Below are 18,630 nucleotides of genomic sequence, written 5' to 3' on the forward strand. Positions count from 1 at the left end.
AACGAGAACACGAATGGGTTGCTGCGCCAGTACTTTCCAAAGGGGACGGATCTCAGCATGCACGATGCTGATGATCTTGAGGCCGTGGCTCTTGCACTCAACACCAGGCCCCGCAAAACCCTCGGCTGGAAAACACCGGCAGAAACCCTCGACGAACTGCTCCGAGTGAGCGATACACAGAGTGTTGCGACGAGCGGTTGAATCCGCCCTGGATCGCCCGGTCGAGCCGGGCGATGACATTGGAGGAGTACACAACTCTTCCCGCGCGTCGTCCCTGCGAAAGCAGGGACCCATACTCCGCGGCGGAGATTGTGAACGGGACTCGTCGTTCTGCCACTACGCAACAACCCGCATCTGTGGTTATGGGTCCCTGCTTTCGCAGGGACGACACCGAGTGTGTTGCGCGGGCGGTGGACCACGGCGCTGCATTCTCGTGACATGATTGTCCGAGGTTACTCGCTGCCGACCTCGCCGGTGATGATGTTGCCGAACAGCGTCCAACTCTCGCCTTCGAATCGCATCAGCTGCGATTGCTCGATCGGACGGAAGTCGGTCGCGCTGGTGTTGATCCGGATTCCGGGCAGGATCATCTTCGGCGCAAAGTCTTTCACGCTGGCGGCCTGCTTCATCACGTTCTCGCGCGTCAGGTCATCGCCGCATTGCTTGAGCACCTGCGCGAGCGTCTGCGCGGCGGCGTAGCCATAGACGTGGTTGCCGTTGGTCTTGTCGCCGTCGGGCATGTATTTGTCCATGAACGCCCGCCACTCCTTGGTCTCGGCGTCATCGGCCCAGATCTTGTCGGTCGGATCCTTGAGGTAGGCGACCGAGATGATGCCTTGCGAGTTTTCGACGCCCGCGGCGCGCATCACCGAAGCGACCGAGGTTGCGGTCGAGGTCAGGAAGAACGTCGGCTTCCAGCCGAGCTCGGCGACCTTCTTGATGGTCTGCGCCGCGCCCTTCGGGGCTGCCCAGCTGAACAGGATGTCGGCGCCCGAGGCGCGCAGCGCCACGATCTGCGAATCCAGCGTCGGATCGGTCAGCTCGTAGGACTTGTCGGCGACGATCATGCTGCCGGCCTTGTCGCCGAGGCCGTCGCGCAGCCCCTTGAGCGCATCCTTGCCGGCATCGTCGTTCTGCCAGAGCACCGCGATCTTGCCGTTCGGGAACTTGTCCAGGATGTATTTGGCGTAGATCCGCCCTTCGCTCTGGTAGTTCGGCTGCCAGCCCATCGTCCACGGAAAGCCTTGGGGATCGCCGAAGCGCGTCGCGCCCGATGCGATGAAGAGGTGAGGGACCTTCTTGCCGTTCAGGTATTTCTGGATCGCGACATTGGGCGCGGTGCCGAGCGGCTGGAACACCAGCAGCACCTCGTCGCCCTCGACCAGCTTGCGCGCCTGCTCGACCGATTTCGGCGGCGAGAAGCCGTCGTCGTAGCTGATGAAATTGATCTTGCGGCCGTTGATGCCGCCCTGATCGTTGATCATCCTGAAATAGGCCGCTTCGGTGCGGCCGATCGCGCCGTAGGCGGACGCGGGGCCGCTATAGGGCATGATATTGCCGATCTTGATCTCGGCATCCGAGACCCCCGGGCCGTAGTTCTTCTGCGCGAGCGCCGGCGACAGCGCACTGAGCGTTGCCGCGACCGCAAGCCACGCGCGAAGACAAAATCCGTCCAACATCCCTCGTTCACTCCCTGATTATTCGCTGATCGCCTTGTGACGTGCGCGGGCCTGGACGGCCTGCGCGTTGACGCCCGGCAACAATTATCGTATGCGCTTCCGGTCTGGAAACGTTTCCAGATTAGCGCGTGTTGCCACCGATGGCAATATTCCCTGCGGCCGGAGAGATGTGACAAATGAGCAGACTGGAGCAGACGAGCCCGGACCATGGCGCGAGGCCGCCGCTGGTCGCCGAATGCGATGCCGTCGTGGTGGGAGCCGGCTTCGGCGGGCTGTATGCGATCTACCGGCTGCGCGAGCTCGGGCTCAAGGTGATCGGCATCGAGGCGGCGTCCGACGTCGGCGGCACCTGGTACTGGAATCGCTATCCCGGCGCGCGCTGCGACATACCGAGCCTGTTCTATTCCTACACCTGGTCGGAGGAACTGCGGCAGGAATGGCGCTGGAGCGAGAAATACGCCGCGCAGCCGGAGATCCTGAGCTATGCGCAGCATGTCGTCGACCGGTTTGAGCTGCGCTCCCTGATCCGCTTCGATACGCGCGTGACCAGCGCCGACTGGGACGAAGCCGGCGAGAGCTGGACGGTGCGCACCGATCGCGGCGATTGCATCGTCGCATCCATTTGCGTGATGGCGACCGGCAATCTGTCGGTGCCCAACAAGCCGAAGCTGCCGGGACTGGAGCGCTTCGGCGGGCCGGTCTATCACACCGGGCAGTGGCCGCATGAGGAGGTCGACTTTTCGGGCTTGCGTGTTGCCGTGATCGGCACCGGCTCGTCGGGTGTGCAGACCATCCCGATGGTCGCCAAGGCGGCAAGCCGCCTGACCGTGTTCCAGCGCACGCCGAACTACTCGGTGCCGGCACGCAATGCGCCGCTGTCCGACACCGATATCGCGGCCGCCGAGCCGTTGATCGCGAAATATCGCGAAAGCCTCGAGACGCCGGAATTCGGGCGGGTGCCCGCGAACGCATTCGACGCTGCGGTGCCCGACCGCGACGTGCAATGGGCGCGCTATGAACAGCTGTGGGAGCAGGGCGGCGGCGGCATCCTGACCGCGTTCCCGAACATCCTGACCGACGAGGCCGTCAACGACGTCGCCTGCGACTTCGTGCGGGACAAGATCCGCGGCATCGTCAACGACGCGGCGACGGCGGAGGCGCTGTCGCCGAAGAACTATCCGCTCGGCGTCAAGCGCATCTGCATCGATACCGGTTATTTTGCCACCTACAATCTGCCGCATGTCGAGCTGGTCGATCTGCGCACAGAACCGCTGACGGCGGTCACCGAGACCGGCCTCGAGACCGCGACACGGTCCTTCGTGGTCGATGCGCTGGTGCTGGCGACCGGCTATGACGCGATGACGGGAGCGCTCGCCGCGATGCAAATCCGCGGCCGCGACGGCGCGACATTGAACGAGGCCTGGGCCGGCGGGCCCAGCGCCTATCTCGGCCTAATGGTGTCGGGCTTTCCGAACCTGTTCGTCGTGACCGGGCCGGGGAGCCCATCAGTTATTGGTAATGTGATCCACGCCTGCGAGAACCATGTCGAGTGGATCGCAGCGTGCCTCGACAGCATGCGCGCCAACGGACAAACGCGGATCGAGCCGGATCGCGATGCCGAGCGCGCCTGGATGGCGCATGTCGCTGACGCTGCCAGCCGCACGCTCTATCCGAAGGCCAATTCCTGGTACCAGGGCGCCAACATCGCCGGCAAGCCGCGGGTGTTCATGCCCTATGTCGGCCAGGGCTACCGCCATCGCATCGCGCAAATCGCGCAGCGTGGTTACGAGGGTTTTGAGTTGCGCTGAGGCGGGCGCTTTGCTCTCCGTCATTGCGAGGAGCGAAGCGACGAAGCAATCCATCGCTCCGCGTCGGCGGAGGTATGGATTGCTTCGCTTCGCTCGCAATGACGGATAGAATTGGAACCGTTTCCAGATTGGAAGAGTTGGAGGACTGAAGATGGACATCAAGCGCGCAGGAACGGTCCCGAGCCGCCGCGGCAACGCCGAGTGGTTCAGCGGCACGGTCTGGGCTGACTCGATTGTCAATGCGCCCGCACCGGCGCGGGTGCAGGCCGCGCGCGTCACGTTCGGGCCGGGGGCGCGCACGGCCTGGCACACCCATCCGCTCGGCCAGACGCTCTACGTCACCGCCGGCGCGGGATATGTGCAGAGCTGGGACGGCCCGATCCGCGTGATCCGTCCGGGCGATGTGGTGTGGATTCCGCCGGGCGAGAAGCATTGGCATGGTGCGGCGCCAACCACGGGCATGAGCCACATCGCCATCCACGAAGCGCTCGACGGTGACTACGCGACGTGGATGGAGCACGTCTCCGACGCGCAATACGCCGCGGCGCCGCAGGCCGATTAACCGGCGTTACTTCCGCCCGCGCGTCGCCGGCGCGGCGCAGGAGTGGCGCAGGATGAGGCGCGTCGGCAGGAATACCGGTGCGCTGCTGCCGGGCTTGTCGCTGTCGCGGATCCGCTCCAGCAGCAGCCGCGCTGCGGTGCGGCCGACTTCGTTCATGTCCCAGCTCAAGGCCGAGATCGCCGGCGTCGCATGGCGGGCGAGGTCGGTGTCGCCGCTGCACACGATCGAGACGTCCTGCGGGTAGCGCAGGCCGTTGCTGGTGATCGCTTCCAGCACCTCGGCCAGCATGCTGGTGCCGAGCGAGATGATTGCGGTCGGCGACTTTGTCATTTGCAAGAGCTGGCACACCGAGCTGAACGCAGTGTTGGCGCCCTGCATATGCGGGCGGATCAGGCCGGGATCGACCTCGATCTTCGCCTCTTGATGCGCCTGCCGGTAGCCCGCGAGCCGTTCCGAGCTCGGCAGCACCGCGGCGCTTCCGGTGAGCAGCGCGATCCGGCGATGGCCGAGGCCGATCAGATAGCGCGTCGCCTCCAGCGCGCCGCCGCGGTGATCGACGCGAACCGGGACGCTATCAGGCACCTCGCGGTCGACGGTGACGCAAGGCAGGTCGAGCGTCGCGAGCCCCTTCATGAAGTCCTTGTGGGAATTGTCGCCGGCGAACAGCAGCAAGCCATCCATCTGGCGGCGCCGCACCGCCGACAGGAACGCGGCCTCGCGCGCCTCCTCGTGCTTGGTCGCGGCCAGCATCAGGAGGAAGCCGGCGCGCTGGAACTCCTCCTCCGCCGCGCTCACCATGCCGGTATAGTGCGGATTGGAGAAGTCGGCCACCATGCAGCCGATGGTGTTGGAGGCCCGCGAGCGCAGCGCCTGCGCCGCCTGGTCCGGCTCGAAGCCGAGACGCTTCACCGCGCGCATGATGCGGGCATGCAGTTCCGCGCTGGTATAGATGCCGCCATTGAGCGTGCGGCTGACGCTCGAAACCGACACGCCGGCTTCGGCGGCGACGTCACGAATCGTCGGTCGTGTCCGTCGCGCCTTTGTCATTCGTGGTCGGGCCCTGTCGGTTCGGCAATGCCGTCGCCAGGCGCGCCAGTTGCGGCGTGCAGCGGACGACGTAGCCGATCCTAATCAGGCTCGGCCACGAATCTCAAATGATTCCTGCCGCTGCGGTTGCGGCGCTACGCCGACGCGGGCCGGTCGAAATAGGCGAAGGCGGCGCTGGTCAGGCCGCCGAGCAGGGACCAGAACACCAGGCTGGTCAGCGTGACCGCGACCACGAACTGATGCGACAATGACGACGGCACGTTGGTCTCGACATGCTCGAGCTCCGGCGCGCCGATCAGATGCGGCAGCATGATCAGGACCACGCCGGCGATCGCGGCCGGCATCGAGCGGCGGAACACGATCAGCCCGAGGCCCGCTGCTGTCGCCAGCACCGCGATCGTCCACCAGATCTGACGCGACAGCAGTGGAGCAGTGGGCACGCCCGGCAATTCAGGCGGCAGCCCAAGGCCGGGGGCGATGGTGAAGACGGCAAAGCCCGCGAGGCCCCACATCAGGCCTTCGTGCCACGAGATCGGCTCGCCGGTCGCGCCGCTGCGGACCGCGAGGAAGCCGCAGAGCAGCAGCGCAAAGCCGATCGCGGTCAGGATGTTCGCGCCCGCCGTATAGAGATTGCGCTCCAGCCCGTCCTTCGGCTCCCAGGCCTCGGCGCCGTGATCATGGTCGGCATGATCGTGGACGAGGATGGCCTGCGGCGGCGCTGAGGCTTCGTGCTTGTGCTCGGCCGCCTTCTCATAGACCTCGGCCCTGAGGATCAGGGGAACGGTGCTAAACTGCTGGACCGCGGTGACGATCAGGCCAACGATGAAACCGGCGATGACCGACGAGAAGACGATCGAGCGAAACGTGCTCATGCCGACGAGGTCAGTGGCAGGGGAATGCGTTGGAGTGGCGCACATCGTGCGCGGCGTTGTGGATCACGTCGATGTGCGAGAAGCCGACCACGCCGACGATGAACAGGCCGAGCGTCATCGCCATCAGGGACTGGGCAAGCCGGCCGACCTGTCGGGTGGCAACCGGCAGATGCTGGGCTTGCGCGGTCTGGGACTGGCTCATGATCGTTCTCCACGTTCGATTTGGTCGGCTTCTAGCACCTTTCGGGCGATGTCGCGACTGGTAAGATGCAGATTTGTTCCAGAAGGGATGCGCTTGCGCAGGATCTTGGCGCGTGCCGCGGCTCTGAATGCGCCTGTATGGCGCTCGAAATAACTGAGGCAGGCCTCCGGCACCGGCTCTGCGCCGAGCAGCGTCCGAAACGCACCCCGATGCACCGCGCAGATCGCACCGTGCTCCGGGACGGGAAACGCCAAGGAGGCGATGTCGGCGCGCCAGTGGGCGGCGCTGTTCGCGGCGCCGCTGCCGGTCGGAGATTCGTCAGCGCCGGATGGTGAATTCACCGGGACCTCGCCGCGATTCCCACTTGGCCTGCTCGAGCTCGGGACGGTCACACTCTGCCTGGGGGTAACCGATGCAGAGGTAGCCGATAAATTTCCAGCCGTCCGGTATCTCCAGGATGTCACGAACACGCCCCGGATTGAGGATCGAGACCCAGCCGAGCCCAATGCCTTCGGCACGCGCGGCAAGCCACATCGAGCAGATCGCGGCCACCACGGAATATTCAGACGTCTCCGGCATCGTCGCGCGGCCGAGGCCGGAGCCGATCTGGTCGCTCTTCTCGGCGAACACCGCAAGGTGGCCCGGCGCTTCCTCGAGGCCTGATAATTTCAACGCGGCATATTTTGCGGCGCGTTCGCCCGAATAGGAGCGCAGCGCTTCGGCGTTGCAGGTCTTGAAGTCGTCGATCACGGCGCGGCGCCGTGCTGCATCGTCGACAATGACGAACCGCCAGGGCTGGCTCAACCCGACCGAAGGCGACAGGCAGGCGATCTCGATCAGCCGCTCGATCGAGCCATCCGGCAGTGGATCGGTCCGGAAGCGCCGCACGTCGCGCCGCCACACGAACAGCTCGTGCAGTTGCCGGCGAAACGCGTCGTCGAATGAGATCATCGCGGGGCCTTGATACGCTTGATAGCGGACATCATTTGAGCTTCATCGGCAAGCCTGCCACGACGAATTCCACTTCCTCAGCCACACCTGCGATGGTCTGGTTCATGAGGCCGGCAGCGTCGCGAAAAGTTCGCGCCAGCGCGTTGTCGGGCACGATGCCGAGGCCAACCTCGTTGGTGACCAGGACGACCGGGCTGTGCTGGCGCGGCAGTGCCTCCGCAAGGCGCATGACTTCCTGCGACCAGTCGCGCTCCGCATGCAGCAGGTTGGACAGCCACAGCGTCAGGCAATCGACCAGCCTTGCGCCGCCGCGATCGGTCTCGGACAGCACATCAACCAGATCGAGCGGCACCTCGCGTTCGATCCAGTCGCCGCCGCGCCGTGCGCGATGCCTAGCGATGCGTTCGTCCATTTCAGCATCCAGCGCCTCGGCGGTCGCAACATAGACCGGCTGACCTGGAAAGCTGCGCGCGCGAAGTTCGGCGCGCCGGCTCTTTCCGGACCGGGCTCCGCCGGTGATCAGAATGACGGTCATATGGTCTCCTGCTGCGAAGCGGGATCCGCTTCGCTCAAAAACGCTCTAACCACCAATCGCGGTAAAACACAAAGCCGAAATCCGCCCGCGGAGGGCTTGCGCTCGCGCAATGTCTTGCGCATCAGGGGGATCGCGGCGAGGAGAGGGTTAAGTGGGTTTTGCGGGAGCGATGGCGGTGGCGATGGCTGTGGATGCCGTGATCGGCTGGCCGGCGTGGCTGTTTGCCCGCATCGGCCATCCCGTGACCTGGCTCGGCCGTTTGATCCATCTGCTCGATACCAGTTGGAACCGGGCCTCCGATCCGCCCGCGCTGCGTCGCGCCGCCGGTGTTGCGGCGGCCGTGCTGGTGATCGCGCTGGCGGCGGCGCTGGGCTGGGCCGTTCAGTCCGCGCTCGCATCCGGATGGGTGCATGTCGTTGTCGTGGGTGTGCTGGCATGGCCGCTGGTGGCGCTGCGCTCGCTGCACGACCATGTCGCCGCAGTGGCCCATCCGCTTGTCTCCGGCGACATCGCGGCCGCGCGTTCAGCGGTTGCGCAGATTGTCGGACGCGATCCGGCCACGCTCGACGATGCCGGCATCGCGCGCGCGACCATCGAGAGCCTTGCCGAGAATGCGTCCGACGGTATCGTGGCGCCGGTGTTCTGGGGCGCGCTGTTCGGCCTGCCGGGCATCCTCGGCTACAAGGCGATCAATACGCTGGATTCCATGATCGGCCATCGCACCGAGCGGCACGAAGCCTTTGGCTGGGCCGCGGCGCGGATCGACGATCTCGCCAATCTCATTCCGGCGCGGCTGACCGGTGTTCTGTTCGTGCTGCTCGCGCCAAACCGCTCGCAGGCATGGTCATGCATGCTGCGCGATGCGCGACGGCATCGCTCGCCCAACGCCGGATGGCCGGAAGCGGCGATGGCCGGCGCGCTCGGGGTGCGGCTCAGCGGACCGCGCATCTATCACGGCAGCATCGCGGACGAGCCCTGGCTGAATGACGGCGCGCGCGATCCGGCCGCCGCTGATGTCCTCACCGGGCTGAAACTCTATCGTTACGCCATGATCCTATTGGCAGCGGCCTTCGTGGCCCTGGCGCTGGCGTGAAGGAGCGGCGGATGCGTGAGCATGGCGGGAATCTCGACGTCGCCCAGCAACGCTTCGGCGGCACAGCGGAAGACTGGATCGACCTGTCGACTGGGATCAATCGCGTGTCCTATCCTGACGTCGGCGTGGATCAGCGGCAATGGAGTGCGTTGCCGTCGCGATCCGAAATCGAATCCCTGCACGACGCCGCGCGGCGGGCCTACGCTACCAGCGCGCCGATCGTGGCGATGGGCGGTGCGCAGGCCGCCATTCAGTTGCTGCCGCATCTGGCGCCGCGCGGACGGGCCCGCATCCTGGCGCCTACATATAATGAGTATGCCGGCGTGTTGTCGGCGGCGGGCTGGGACCTTGCCGAGGTGTCCGAGCTTGCGGCGCTCGCGGGAGCCGATGTTGCCGTCGTCGTCAATCCGAACAACCCCGACGGAAGACGCCATGATCGGGACGACCTGCTGGCGCTGCTGCCACGCGTCGGCCGGCTCGTGATCGACGAGAGTTTTGCGGACGCCGTACCCGGCATCTCGCTTGCAGCAGAAGCAGGACGCGCGGGGCTCGTGATCCTGCGCTCTTTCGGCAAGTTCTACGGGCTTGCCGGCTTGCGGCTCGGCTTCGCTGTCGGCAGCGAGGCTGATATCGCCGCGCTTGCCGCAATGACCGGGCCGTGGCCGGTTTCGGGGGCCGCGATCGCGATCGGTCGGCGGGCCTTGCTCGACCACGATTGGGCGAGGGCAACGACCGCCCGGCTGGCGGACGACTGCGTCAGGCTCGACGCGGCGGCGCAATCGCGGGGCTGGATGCTGGTCGGTGGCACGCCGCTGTTCCGGCTCTACGAGACCGGCGATGCGCTCGCCGCGCAGGAGACGCTTGCCCGCGGATTGATCTGGTCGCGCGTCTTCCAGCAAAAGCCGGGATGGCTGCGTCTTGGTCTGCCCGGCAATGAGGCCGAATGGTCTCGGCTCTTAGCCGTGTTGTCGCGTTGATTCAGCGCGCCAGCGCGAGCAGGCCGTCGACATCGAGATGGGCTTCGATGTGCTCGGCAAGCGCGTCGAGCGCGCTCTCGACCCTGGCGCCGTACGGCTGATCCGCCGCAGGGATATCGAGCTGCGCAAGGAATGCCTTGCGGAATTCGTCCGAGGTGAACAGGCCGTGCAGATAGCTGCCGTGAACGCGCCCGTCACGCGACCTGGCGCCTTCCGGCGAGCCGCCAAGCATCGAAAACGGCCGCACGCGATCCGGGCCGTCGGTGCGCCCGATGTGGATTTCGTAGGCGCTGATCGGCTGACCGGTCGCCGCGTGCACGGCGCTGACGCGGGTCAGCGTCTTCTGCTCGGTCATGGTTGTGGTGACGTCGAGCAGCCCGAGGCCGCGCGTTTCGCCGGCGGGGCCCTCGATCCCATCGGGATCGGCGACGCTCTCGCCAAGCATTTGGTAGCCCCCACACAGGCCGAGGACATGGCCGCCGCGGCGATGATGCGCCAACAGATCGATATCCCAGCCTTGCGCGCGCAGGAAGGCGAGGTCGCCGCGGGTCGATTTCGAGCCGGGCAGGATGACGAGCCTGGCATCGCCGGGGATGGCCTCGCCCGGACGCACCATCACGAGATCGACGCCGGGCTCGAGCTTGAGCGGATCGAGATCGTCGAAATTGGCGATCCGCGACAGTGCCAGAAACGCGATCTTGCACTGGCCGGGCTTGCGCGCGTCGCCGAGCCCGAGCGCGTCTTCCGCAGGTAATTCGCCGGCGCGGCCGAACCACGGCAGCACACCAAAGCCGCGCCAGGCGGTGCGGTCCTCGATCAGGCGGTAGCCGTCATCGAACAGTGAGGGATCGCCGCGGAATTTGTTGATGACGAAGCCGTGGATCATCGCGGCATCGTCGGGATCGATCACGGTCTTGATGCCGACGAGCTGCGCGATCACGCCGCCGCGGTCGATGTCGCCGACCAGCACCACGGGCACGTCGGCCCGGCGAGCAAAGCCCATATTGGCGATGTCGGACTTGCGTAAGTTGACCTCGGCCGGGCTGCCGGCGCCTTCGACCAGCACGAGGTCCGCGCGCTCCTTCAGCCGCGCAAAACTCTCCAGCACTGCGCCCATCAGCTGTGGCTTCATGCCGGCATATTCCCGCGCGCGGGCGGTCGCGATCCGTTTGCCGTGCACGATGATCTGGGCGCCGACATCGGTCTCGGGTTTCAGCAGCACCGGGTTCATGTCGGTGTGCGGCTCGACGCCGGCGGCGAGCGCCTGCAACGCCTGCGCGCGCCCGATCTCGCCGCCATCGACGGTCACGGCCGCATTGTTCGACATGTTCTGCGGCTTGAACGGCAGCACGCGCAGGCCGCGTCGTCTGGCGGCGCGCGCGAGGCCCGCGACGATGAGCGACTTGCCCACGTCCGAGCCGGCACCCTGGATCATCAATGCGCGTGCCATGGCGATGTCTGTCAGAACTCGACGCCCGGCTGGGCCTTGATGCCGGAGCGGAACGGATGCTTCACCAGCGTCATCTCGGTGACGAGGTCGGCGATCTCGATCAGCTCCTCCTTGGCGTTGCGCCCGGTGAGCACGACATGGGTCATCGGCGGCTTCGACGTCGTCAGGAATTCCACGACATCGGCGACCGCGAGATAGTCGTAACGCAGCGCGATGTTGATCTCGTCGAGCACGACCATGCGCAGGCTCGGGTCTGATATCAGCTGCTTGGCCTTTTCCCAGCCGGCTTGCGCTGCCGCGATGTCGCGGGCGCGATCCTGCGTTTCCCAGGTAAAGCCTTCGCCCATCGCGTGGAATTGGCAGAGATCGCCGAAATGCCCGGTGAGCAGGCGGCGCTCGCCGGTATCCCAGGCCCCCTTGATGAACTGCACCACGGCGCAGGGAAAGCCGTGCGCCACGCAGCGGACGATCATGCCGAAGGCGGAGGAGGATTTTCCTTTGCCGGCGCCGGTATGAACGATGATCAGGCCCTTTTCGCCGCTCTTGGTCGCCATGATGCGATCCCGGGCGGCCTTCTTTTTCGCCATCTTGTCGGCATGGCGCGCGTCCAGCGATGGGTCGGCGCCGACGGCGCCGTCCTCAGCGTCGTTTCCATCAGAAATCATCACGTTCCTTCGGCTTGACAAGTGCGGGGCTTGGACGAATGGTGGGCCCGCGTTGGTTCCTGTCCTACGACAGGCGAACAGGGAATGCGATAGGGCTGAGACCGCAAGGTCGGCCCGAAACGCAGCCGCCCCCGCGACCGTCACCGGAGAGATGCCCAGGCCACTGATTCCGTAAGGAGTCGGGAAGGTGGGCATCAAAGGAAAAATCCTACTCCGCAAGCCGGGAGACCTGCCAACGCAGCATGTTGTGAGACCGGCGGACGGGGTGTTCCGCGACGGGGAACGAACCGATTTACCATCCGGTTCGTGTGCCTCATCGCTTCCCGCTGTCAATCCAGGAAGACCGATGAGCGTTACCCTTCATGTCTGTATCACCTGCCGCGCCGGCCAAACGCTGGCGGAAGGTGACGTCGCGCCCGGTGCGCGTCTGCATGCCGCGCTTGTCGAGGCCGGCGTGCCCGATGGCGTCAATCTGGTTCCCGTCGAATGCCTGTCGGCTTGCAGCCAGGGCTGCTCGGTCGCGCTCAGCGCGCCCGGCCGGTGGTCCTATGTCTATGGGCGCCTGTCCGAAGCCAATGCCGGGGATGTGATCGCAGGCGCCTCCGCCTATGCGGCGGCACCTGACGGCATCGTGCCGTGGCGCAGCCGCCCGGAAGTTTTCCGCAAGCAATCGCTTGCCCGCATTCCACCTCTTCCCGTCGTGCCGGAGGCCGCAGAATGACCACACTCGCCAAGGTTCCGGTTACCGTCGTGACCGGCTTTCTGGGATCCGGCAAGACGACGCTGATTCAGCATTTGATCCGCAATGCCAACGGCAAGAAGCTCGCGGTGCTGGTGAACGAATTCGGCAGCGAAGGTGTTGACGGCGACATCCTGAAATCCTGCGCCGACGCCAATTGCCCGACCGAGAACATCGTCGAGCTCGCCAATGGCTGCATCTGCTGCACCGTCGCCGACGATTTCATCCCGGCGATGGAGCAGTTGCTCGCGCGCCCGGTGAAGCCCGATCACATCGTGATCGAGACCTCGGGGCTCGCGCTGCCGAAGCCGCTGCTCAAGGCGTTCGACTGGCCGGAGATCCGCTCGCGGATCACCGTCGACGGCGTGATCGCGCTGGCCGATGCCGAGGCCGTTGCGGCCGGCCGCTTCGCGCCTGACGTTGCCGCGGTGGATGCACAGCGTGCTGCCGACGACAATCTCGACCACGAGACGCCGCTGTCGGAGGTGTTCGAGGACCAGATCGCCTGCGCCGACATCGTGCTGCTGACCAAGGCCGATCTCGCCGGCGCGGAAGGGATCAGGGCGGCCAAGGAAGTGATCGCGGCCGAAATGCCGCGCGAGGTGCCGATGTTGCCTGTCGTCGACGGCACCATCGACGCGCGCGTGATCCTGGGGCTCGGCGCCGCGGCCGAAAATGACCTCGCGTCGCGACCGTCGCATCACGATGGCGAAGAAGAGCACGAGCACGACGATTTCAATTCGGTGGTGATCGATCTTCCCGAGATTGTCGATGTCGATGCGCTGGTCGCCTCGATCAAGGGGTTGGCACGCGAGCAGAACGTGCTGCGCGCCAAGGGCTATATTGCGGTCGAAGGCAAGCCGATGCGCTTGCTGGTGCAATCGGTCGGCGAGCGGGTGAGGCATCAGTTCGACATGCCCTGGGGCGCGCGGACGAGGCAGTCGAAGCTCGTCGTGATCGGCGAACACGGCGATATCGATGAAGCCGCGATCAGGGCACGGCTTGGTGTCTGATGCACGTCGTTTTCCGCGAGAGTCGCGGCCTTGAGGAGACTGCGACACCAAGAGACCTCGGCCAGGATCCGGCCGATCTCGTGGTGCTGTCGTTTTCCGACAGCGATCTCGCAGCATTCGCGGCCGGCTGGCGGCGAGGGCGCGCCGCATTGCCCTCGCTGCGGCTCGCCAATCTCGCGGAGCTGCGCCATCCGCTGTCGGTGGACACCTATATCGAGCGGACGCTGTCGCACGCGCGCGGCATTCTGGTGCGGCTGATCGGCGGCGAACCCTATTGGTCCTACGGGCTTGCCGCGGTGCATCGGCTGGCCAGGGAGCGCGGCATCGCTCTGGTGGTGCTGCCGGCGGATGGCCGCGACGATCTGCGGCTGGATGAATTTTCAACGCTGCCGGTCTCGACACTGCGCCGTCTGAAAGTGCTCTGCGACAAGGGCGGCCCCGTTGCCGCGCAGGCCGTGATCGCGCAGCTGGCGCTGGCGTCCGGACTCTATGCCGGGCCGGTGGTCGGCGAGATCGATCTTCCCGAGATCGGCGCCTACGAGTCCCGTCGCGGCGCCATCGCGGCGCTGCCGGCGCCGGATGGCCGGCCGAGGGCGCTGGTGACGTTCTATCGTTCTTATCTCGCGGCCGGCGACACCGCGCCGGTCGATGCATTGATCGATGCGTTGCTCGAGAGGGGGTTTGATGCCCACGGTGTCTTCGTCACCTCGCTGAAGGCGGCAGGCGTTGCCGACTGGTTGCGCGTTCAGTTCGAGCAATGCCCGCCTGCCGCCATCGTCAACGCGACCGCGTTCTCCGCGGCCGGTGACGACGGCACGACGCCGTTCGATGCCGTGTCGTGCTCGGTTTTCCAGGTCGCGCTGTCCACCGCGCGGCGCGAGGATTGGGCCCTGTCGCTGCGCGGCCTGTCGCCCGGCGATCTCGCGATGCATGTGGTGTTGCCGGAAGTCGATGGCCGCCTGTTTTCGGGCGTCGTGAGCTTCAAGTCGCCCGGTGAGCGCGATCCAGATCTGCAATTCGAGCATCTTGCGCATCGGCCGGACGCCGAGCGGGTCGCGGCGATTGCCGCGCGGGTCGCCGCCTGGCACCGGCTTGCCGGCAAGCCGGCGCAAGACAAGCAGCTTGCGCTCGTGCTCTCGAACTATCCGGGCCGCCCGCACCAGATCGCGCATGCCGTCGGCCTCGATGCACTTGCCTCGGTCGAGGCGTTGCTGATCGATCTCGCGGCTGCGGGATTTGACCTTGAACCGACGGCGTCGCTGGGCGACGTGCTCCTGCGCCGGAAGCTGACATGGGACGTGGCCGAATATCGCGCGGCGATCTCTGGCCTGCCGCAACAGCTCCAGGACGATCTTGCGTCGGCATGGGGCGCGCCGGAAGACGATCCTGATTGCCGTGATGGCGCATTCCACTTTGCGGCGATCCAATGCGGCAAGTCGATCATTGCCGTTCAGCCGGAGCGCGGCGATGCTGGCCATCGCGATGCCGATTATCACGATCTCTCGCGCACGCCGCGCCATGCCTATGTCGCGTTCTATCTGTGGCTCCGGCGGCAATGTATCGACGCCGTCGTTCACATGGGGGCGCATGGAACGCTGGAATGGCTGCCCGGCAAATCGGTTGCGCTGTCGTCGGCGTGCTGGCCGGAAGCACTGATCGGCGATCTGCCTGTCATCTATCCCTTCATCGTCAACGACCCCGGCGAGGCGGCGCAGGCCAAGCGCCGGATCGGTGCCGTGACGATCGGCCATCTGCCGCCGCCGCTGGCGCCGTCAGCGCTGCCCGAGCGGCTGCGAAGTCTCGAGCGCTTGCTCGATGAATATTCGACCGCCGATGGTCTCGATCCCGCTAGGCGGCAGCGCCTGATCGCTGCGATCCGTGAGGAAGCGCGGATCGCGGGATTGGAAGACGACCTGGGTCTTGCGACATCGGTCTCGGCAGCCGAGGCCATTCCGCAGATCGATCGCTTCGTCTGCGATCTCAAGGAAAGCCAGTTCGGCGATGGCCTGCATGTGTTCGGGCAGGGCGCCTGCGGTGAGGCGGAGAAGTCCGCGTTGCGCGAGGCGCTCGCCGGCCGGCGCGTGGCGCCGGGGCCGTCGGGCTCGCCCTATCGTGGGCGCAGCGATGTGCTGCCGACCGGACGCAATCTGTTCGCGGTCGATCCGCGCGCGGTGCCGACGCCGTCGGCGCATGCGCAAGGCGTGAAGCTCGCCGAGGAGCTGCTTCGCCGTCATTTGCAGGATCACGGCGATTGGCCGAAAGGACTCGTCGTTGATCTCTGGGGCTCATCGACGATGCGCACCGCCGGCGAAGATTTCGCGATGGCCCTGCATCTTGCCGGCATCGCACCGCGCTGGGATCATGGATCGGGCCGGGTGTCGGGCTACGACATCATCGCGCCGGCGGAGCTCGGCCGGCCCCGCATCGACGTGACGCTGCGCGTGTCGGGATTGTTCCGCGACGTCTTTACGGGGCTTGCGCAATTGTTCGAAGCTGCGACGGAGGCGCTGTCCGAACGCAGCGAGGAGGCGGACGAGAATCCCTATCGGCTGCGCATCGCGCGCGTGTTCGGTCCGCGCCCCGGACATTACGGTGCCGGCATTGCGTCTATTCCCGATGTCTTCACAGCGGAGGCGCGCGAGGCGGCCGGCGAAGCCTGGCTGTCGGCGTCATCCTGGGCCATCGCGGCCGACGGCGAGATCCGGCCGGATCGCGCCGGCATCGAGGCCAGGCTCGCCGCGGCCGACAGCTTTGTCCATAGCCAGGACCTGCCGGAGACCGATCTGCTGCTGGCGGCGGACTATGCGGCGCATGAGGCCGGTATCGCCGCCGCGGCCGGGCGCCTTGGCACAAAGACGCCATCGCTCTATCACCTCGATGCGACGCGGCCGGATCAGCCGCATGCCCGCTCCTTGACCGAGGAAATCTCGCGGGTGGTGCGCGCGCGCGCCGCCAATCCCGCATGGATTGCCGGCATGATGCGTCACGGCTTCCGTGGTGCCGCCGAGATCACGGCGACGCTGGAGCATATGGCGGCATTCGCGCATCTCGCCGGCGCGGTGCCGCCGCACCTGTTCGACCTCTATTACGACGCGACGCTCGGCAATGACGAGGTCCGTGGCTTCATGGCGCGCGAGAATCCCGCGGCGTTGGCGGCGATCGAAACCTGCTTCACCCGGCTGCACGACGCCTCGCTCTGGCAGACGCGGCGCAACTCGATTGCGGCATCGCTGCAGGAGGCCTCATGAGCGCGGTCGCGATCAAAGGCTGGTGTCCCGGCGCGCTGCGGCCGATGCAGTCCGGCGATGGCCTCGTGGTGCGAGTTCGCCCGCGCGGTGGTCGGCTGGACGCGAGGCAGGCGGCAGGAATAGCTGATCTCGCTGCGCGATATGGCAACGGCCTGATCGACCTGACCAGCCGCGCCAATCTCCAGATCCGCGGCGTCAGCGATGAAAGCTATCCGCCCTTGATCGATGGGCTCGCCGGGCTCGGATTGCTGGACGCAGATTCCAACATCGAGGCCCAGCGCAACATTCTGGTGACGCCGTTCTGGACCGACGCTGACGATACGCACTCGCTTGCGGCCGAGCTTGAGCGGGCGCTAGCCAGCACGGCACTCGATCTTCCAACCAAGTTCGGCTTCGCAATCGATGACGGCCGCGAGCGGGTGCTGGCGGGGGCATCGGCCGATATCAGGATCGAACGCGCTCGCAACGGGGGCTTGCTGGTGCGCGCCGATGGCGCACAATTCGGGCTTTCCGTCACGCGTGGCGAGGCCGTGCAGGTCGCGTTGGCGCTGGCCGATTGGTTCATTGCCTCGGGCGGAGCCAGGGGTGAGAAGCGACGGATGGCGGCGCATCTGGCCGGCGGTGCGAGCCTTCCCGAGCCGCTTCGGGGCGATGCCGAACCTGTAGCCCAATCGGCGAACCCCGTTCCCAGTCTCACTCCGATTGGTGCGATGGTCGGTGTGGCCTTCGGGCAAATGCCGCACGGGACGCTCGAGAATCTTGCCGCGCGCGCGCAGGCGCTTCGCCTGACGCCGTGGCGGATGGTGCTGGCGGAGGGAATGCATGAGATGCCCCGTGGGGCGGACCTCGTCACTGATGCCGATGATCCGGCGCTCCGCGTCATCGCCTGCAGCGGCGCGCCGCGCTGCGCAGAGGCGCATGCCGATACGCGCGCATTGGCATCTGCGCTTGCTTCGTTTGTCCCGGCTGGCGCCCGGCTTCACGTCTCCGGCTGCGCCAAGGGCTGCGCCTATTCCGGTTCTGCTGATGTCACCCTCGTTGCGTCACGCGAGGGCTTTGACCTGATCCGCCGCGGCACGACGCGAGATACGCCGGTCATGCGCGGGTTGACCGGCTCTTACCTCGTCGCAAATCCCTCCGTGCTGACGGGAGATCATTGATGCCGCACGTCTATGAGACCGATGGCGCGGCGATCTACCGCCAGTCCTTTGCCACCATCCGGTCGGAGGCTGACCTTGCCCGCTTTACGCCAGACGAAGAGCCGGTGGTGGTGCGCATGATCCATGCCGCGGGCATGGTGGGCCTGGAAGCCCATATTCGCTTCACGCCCGGCATGGCCACGCGTGCGCGAGCAGCCTTGCAGGAGGGCGCGCCGATCCTCTGCGACGCGCGCATGGTGTCGGAGGGCATTACGCGCGCGCGGCTGCCGGCCCGCAACGAAGTCATCTGCACGCTCGGTGACGCCGAGGTTCCCGCGCTCGCGCAATCGATGCGCAACACGCGCTCGGCGGCTGCGCTGGAGCTATGGCGGCCGCATCTGGCCGGTGCCATCGTCGCGATCGGCAATGCGCCGACGGCGCTGTTCCATTTGCTCAACATGCTGGAGGATGCCGATTGCCCAAGGCCGGCGGCAATCATCGGCTGCCCGGTCGGGTTCGTCGGAGCTGCCGAGTCCAAGGCGGCATTGATGGCTGAACCGCCTGTGCCGGCGCTGACGGTCGAGGGACGTCTCGGCGGCTCGGCGATCACCGTTGCCGCCGTCAATGCGCTGGCGAGCTGGAGCGAATAG

General features: G+C 66.3%; 19 protein-coding genes and 1 riboswitch. Of the genes, 10 read left to right on the forward strand and 9 right to left on the reverse strand.

Annotation, left to right across the window (positions count from 1 at the left end; genetic code table 11):
- Positions 1-201 (forward strand): IS30 family transposase (locus FBZ93_RS34845; RefSeq protein ID WP_146988716.1); only part of this gene is annotated, 201 nt, incomplete at its 5' end.
- A 251-nt stretch (positions 202-452) separates the two neighbouring features.
- Here the strand turns inward: FBZ93_RS34845 and FBZ93_RS34850 are convergent.
- Positions 453-1,679: an ABC transporter substrate-binding protein gene (locus tag FBZ93_RS34850; RefSeq protein WP_146991939.1), complete on the reverse strand. Its 1,227-nt coding sequence runs from the start codon at positions 1,677-1,679 to the stop codon at positions 453-455.
- Between the two features lie 176 nt (positions 1,680-1,855).
- On the opposite strand from FBZ93_RS34850, the gene FBZ93_RS34855 reads away from it, so the two are divergent.
- Both FBZ93_RS34855 and FBZ93_RS34860 read left to right on the forward strand, forming a co-directional pair.
- Positions 1,856-3,487 carry a flavin-containing monooxygenase gene (locus tag FBZ93_RS34855; protein ID WP_146991940.1) on the forward strand — a complete coding sequence of 544 codons (1,632 nt, stop codon included), beginning with the start codon at positions 1,856-1,858 and terminating at the stop codon, positions 3,485-3,487.
- A 151-nt stretch (positions 3,488-3,638) separates the two neighbouring features.
- A complete protein-coding gene (locus FBZ93_RS34860; RefSeq protein ID WP_146991941.1) occupies positions 3,639-4,049 on the forward strand; it encodes a (R)-mandelonitrile lyase in 411 nt (136 codons plus the stop codon).
- A gap of 6 nt (positions 4,050-4,055) precedes the next feature.
- Here the strand turns inward: FBZ93_RS34860 and FBZ93_RS34865 are convergent, their stop codons facing one another.
- From FBZ93_RS34865 to cobU, 6 genes are all read right to left on the reverse strand, one after another.
- Positions 4,056-5,096 carry a LacI family DNA-binding transcriptional regulator gene (locus FBZ93_RS34865; RefSeq protein WP_146991942.1) on the reverse strand — a complete coding sequence of 347 codons (1,041 nt, stop codon included), beginning with the start codon at positions 5,094-5,096 and terminating at the stop codon, positions 4,056-4,058.
- A gap of 134 nt (positions 5,097-5,230) precedes the next feature.
- On the reverse strand, positions 5,231-5,968 hold the full coding sequence (locus FBZ93_RS34870) for a CbtA family protein (RefSeq protein ID WP_146991943.1): 738 nt from the start codon (positions 5,966-5,968) through the stop codon (positions 5,231-5,233).
- 10 nt (positions 5,969-5,978) lie between these two features.
- The gene (locus tag FBZ93_RS34875) at positions 5,979-6,170 is read right to left on the reverse strand and encodes a CbtB domain-containing protein (RefSeq protein WP_021082128.1); all 192 of its coding nucleotides are present in this window, start codon (positions 6,168-6,170) and stop codon (positions 5,979-5,981) included.
- A complete protein-coding gene (locus FBZ93_RS34880; protein WP_146991944.1) occupies positions 6,167-6,511 on the reverse strand; it encodes a DUF1488 family protein in 345 nt (114 codons plus the stop codon). Before FBZ93_RS34880 ends, FBZ93_RS34875 begins: the two co-directional genes overlap by 4 nt.
- Positions 6,489-7,121, reverse strand: a complete 633-nt coding sequence (gene bluB / locus FBZ93_RS34885) for a 5,6-dimethylbenzimidazole synthase (protein ID WP_146991945.1) — start codon at positions 7,119-7,121, stop codon at positions 6,489-6,491. The genes FBZ93_RS34880 and bluB overlap by 23 nt, the downstream gene beginning before the upstream one ends.
- Positions 7,122-7,152: 31 nt before the next feature.
- Positions 7,153-7,656, reverse strand: a complete 504-nt coding sequence (gene cobU / locus FBZ93_RS34890; RefSeq protein ID WP_146991946.1) for a bifunctional adenosylcobinamide kinase/adenosylcobinamide-phosphate guanylyltransferase — start codon at positions 7,654-7,656, stop codon at positions 7,153-7,155.
- Positions 7,657-7,825: 169 nt separating this feature from the next.
- On the opposite strand from cobU, the gene cbiB reads away from it, so the two are divergent.
- On the forward strand, positions 7,826-8,749 hold the full coding sequence (cbiB, locus tag FBZ93_RS34895; RefSeq protein ID WP_146992068.1) for an adenosylcobinamide-phosphate synthase CbiB: 924 nt from the start codon (positions 7,826-7,828) through the stop codon (positions 8,747-8,749).
- Positions 8,750-8,760: 11 nt separating this feature from the next.
- The gene (gene cobD / locus FBZ93_RS34900; protein WP_167529356.1) at positions 8,761-9,726 is read left to right on the forward strand and encodes a threonine-phosphate decarboxylase CobD; all 966 of its coding nucleotides are present in this window, start codon (positions 8,761-8,763) and stop codon (positions 9,724-9,726) included.
- A gap of 1 nt (position 9,727) precedes the next feature.
- Here cobD and FBZ93_RS34905 read toward each other — a convergent pair whose 3' ends face one another.
- Both FBZ93_RS34905 and cobO read right to left on the reverse strand, forming a co-directional pair.
- Positions 9,728-11,176 carry a cobyric acid synthase gene (locus FBZ93_RS34905; RefSeq protein ID WP_146991948.1) on the reverse strand — a complete coding sequence of 483 codons (1,449 nt, stop codon included), beginning with the start codon at positions 11,174-11,176 and terminating at the stop codon, positions 9,728-9,730.
- A gap of 11 nt (positions 11,177-11,187) precedes the next feature.
- Positions 11,188-11,841, reverse strand: coding sequence for a cob(I)yrinic acid a,c-diamide adenosyltransferase (gene cobO / locus FBZ93_RS34910; protein ID WP_146991949.1), 654 nt, complete (start codon positions 11,839-11,841; stop codon positions 11,188-11,190).
- Between the two features lie 36 nt (positions 11,842-11,877).
- Positions 11,878-12,092: riboswitch (cobalamin riboswitch) on the forward strand.
- Between the two features lie 95 nt (positions 12,093-12,187).
- On the opposite strand from cobO, the gene FBZ93_RS34915 reads away from it, so the two are divergent.
- Genes FBZ93_RS34915 through FBZ93_RS34935 form a run of 5 tightly spaced genes read left to right on the forward strand, consistent with a single transcriptional unit; the run spans position 12,188 to position 18,630 of the window.
- Positions 12,188-12,562, forward strand: coding sequence for a DUF1636 family protein (locus FBZ93_RS34915; protein ID WP_146991950.1), 375 nt, complete (start codon positions 12,188-12,190; stop codon positions 12,560-12,562).
- Entirely contained in the window at positions 12,559-13,593 is a 1,035-nt protein-coding gene (gene cobW, locus FBZ93_RS34920; RefSeq protein WP_146991951.1) for a cobalamin biosynthesis protein CobW, read from the forward strand. Before FBZ93_RS34915 ends, cobW begins: the two co-directional genes overlap by 4 nt.
- Complete coding sequence (gene cobN, locus FBZ93_RS34925; protein WP_146991952.1) at positions 13,593-16,841, forward strand: cobaltochelatase subunit CobN; 3,249 nt, start codon at positions 13,593-13,595, stop codon at positions 16,839-16,841. Before cobW ends, cobN begins: the two co-directional genes overlap by 1 nt.
- Complete coding sequence (gene cobG / locus FBZ93_RS34930) at positions 16,838-18,001, forward strand: precorrin-3B synthase (protein WP_146991953.1); 1,164 nt, start codon at positions 16,838-16,840, stop codon at positions 17,999-18,001. The genes cobN and cobG overlap by 4 nt, the downstream gene beginning before the upstream one ends.
- Positions 18,001-18,630, forward strand: a complete 630-nt coding sequence (locus FBZ93_RS34935; protein ID WP_146991954.1) for a precorrin-8X methylmutase — start codon at positions 18,001-18,003, stop codon at positions 18,628-18,630. The genes cobG and FBZ93_RS34935 overlap by 1 nt, the downstream gene beginning before the upstream one ends.

It is taken from the genome of Bradyrhizobium macuxiense (assembly GCF_007993935.1).
In the GTDB taxonomy this organism is placed as follows: Bacteria; Pseudomonadota; Alphaproteobacteria; order Rhizobiales; family Xanthobacteraceae; genus Bradyrhizobium; species Bradyrhizobium macuxiense_A.

What these genes read in the sequence shown, in the direction of transcription:
- FBZ93_RS34915 (WP_146991950.1), top strand. Translation starts at nt 12,188, where the DNA reads ATGAGCGTTACCCTTCATGTCTGTATCACCTGCCGCGCCGGCCAAACG.
- cobN (WP_146991952.1), top strand. Translation starts at nt 13,593, where the DNA reads ATGCACGTCGTTTTCCGCGAGAGTCGCGGCCTTGAGGAGACTGCGACA.
- cbiB (WP_146992068.1), top strand. Translation starts at nt 7,826, where the DNA reads ATGGCGGTGGCGATGGCTGTGGATGCCGTGATCGGCTGGCCGGCGTGG.
- bluB (WP_146991945.1), bottom strand. Translation starts at nt 7,121, where the DNA reads ATGATCTCATTCGACGACGCGTTTCGCCGGCAACTGCACGAGCTGTTC.
- FBZ93_RS34935 (WP_146991954.1), top strand. Translation starts at nt 18,001, where the DNA reads ATGCCGCACGTCTATGAGACCGATGGCGCGGCGATCTACCGCCAGTCC.
- cobU (WP_146991946.1), bottom strand. Translation starts at nt 7,656, where the DNA reads ATGACCGTCATTCTGATCACCGGCGGAGCCCGGTCCGGAAAGAGCCGG.
- FBZ93_RS34875 (WP_021082128.1), bottom strand. Translation starts at nt 6,170, where the DNA reads ATGAGCCAGTCCCAGACCGCGCAAGCCCAGCATCTGCCGGTTGCCACC.
- cobO (WP_146991949.1), bottom strand. Translation starts at nt 11,841, where the DNA reads ATGATTTCTGATGGAAACGACGCTGAGGACGGCGCCGTCGGCGCCGAC.
- FBZ93_RS34850 (WP_146991939.1), bottom strand. Translation starts at nt 1,679, where the DNA reads ATGTTGGACGGATTTTGTCTTCGCGCGTGGCTTGCGGTCGCGGCAACG.
- FBZ93_RS34860 (WP_146991941.1), top strand. Translation starts at nt 3,639, where the DNA reads ATGGACATCAAGCGCGCAGGAACGGTCCCGAGCCGCCGCGGCAACGCC.
- FBZ93_RS34865 (WP_146991942.1), bottom strand. Translation starts at nt 5,096, where the DNA reads ATGACAAAGGCGCGACGGACACGACCGACGATTCGTGACGTCGCCGCC.
- cobG (WP_146991953.1), top strand. Translation starts at nt 16,838, where the DNA reads ATGAGCGCGGTCGCGATCAAAGGCTGGTGTCCCGGCGCGCTGCGGCCG.
- FBZ93_RS34870 (WP_146991943.1), bottom strand. Translation starts at nt 5,968, where the DNA reads ATGAGCACGTTTCGCTCGATCGTCTTCTCGTCGGTCATCGCCGGTTTC.
- FBZ93_RS34855 (WP_146991940.1), top strand. Translation starts at nt 1,856, where the DNA reads ATGAGCAGACTGGAGCAGACGAGCCCGGACCATGGCGCGAGGCCGCCG.
- FBZ93_RS34905 (WP_146991948.1), bottom strand. Translation starts at nt 11,176, where the DNA reads ATGGCACGCGCATTGATGATCCAGGGTGCCGGCTCGGACGTGGGCAAG.
- cobD (WP_167529356.1), top strand. Translation starts at nt 8,761, where the DNA reads ATGCGTGAGCATGGCGGGAATCTCGACGTCGCCCAGCAACGCTTCGGC.
- cobW (WP_146991951.1), top strand. Translation starts at nt 12,559, where the DNA reads ATGACCACACTCGCCAAGGTTCCGGTTACCGTCGTGACCGGCTTTCTG.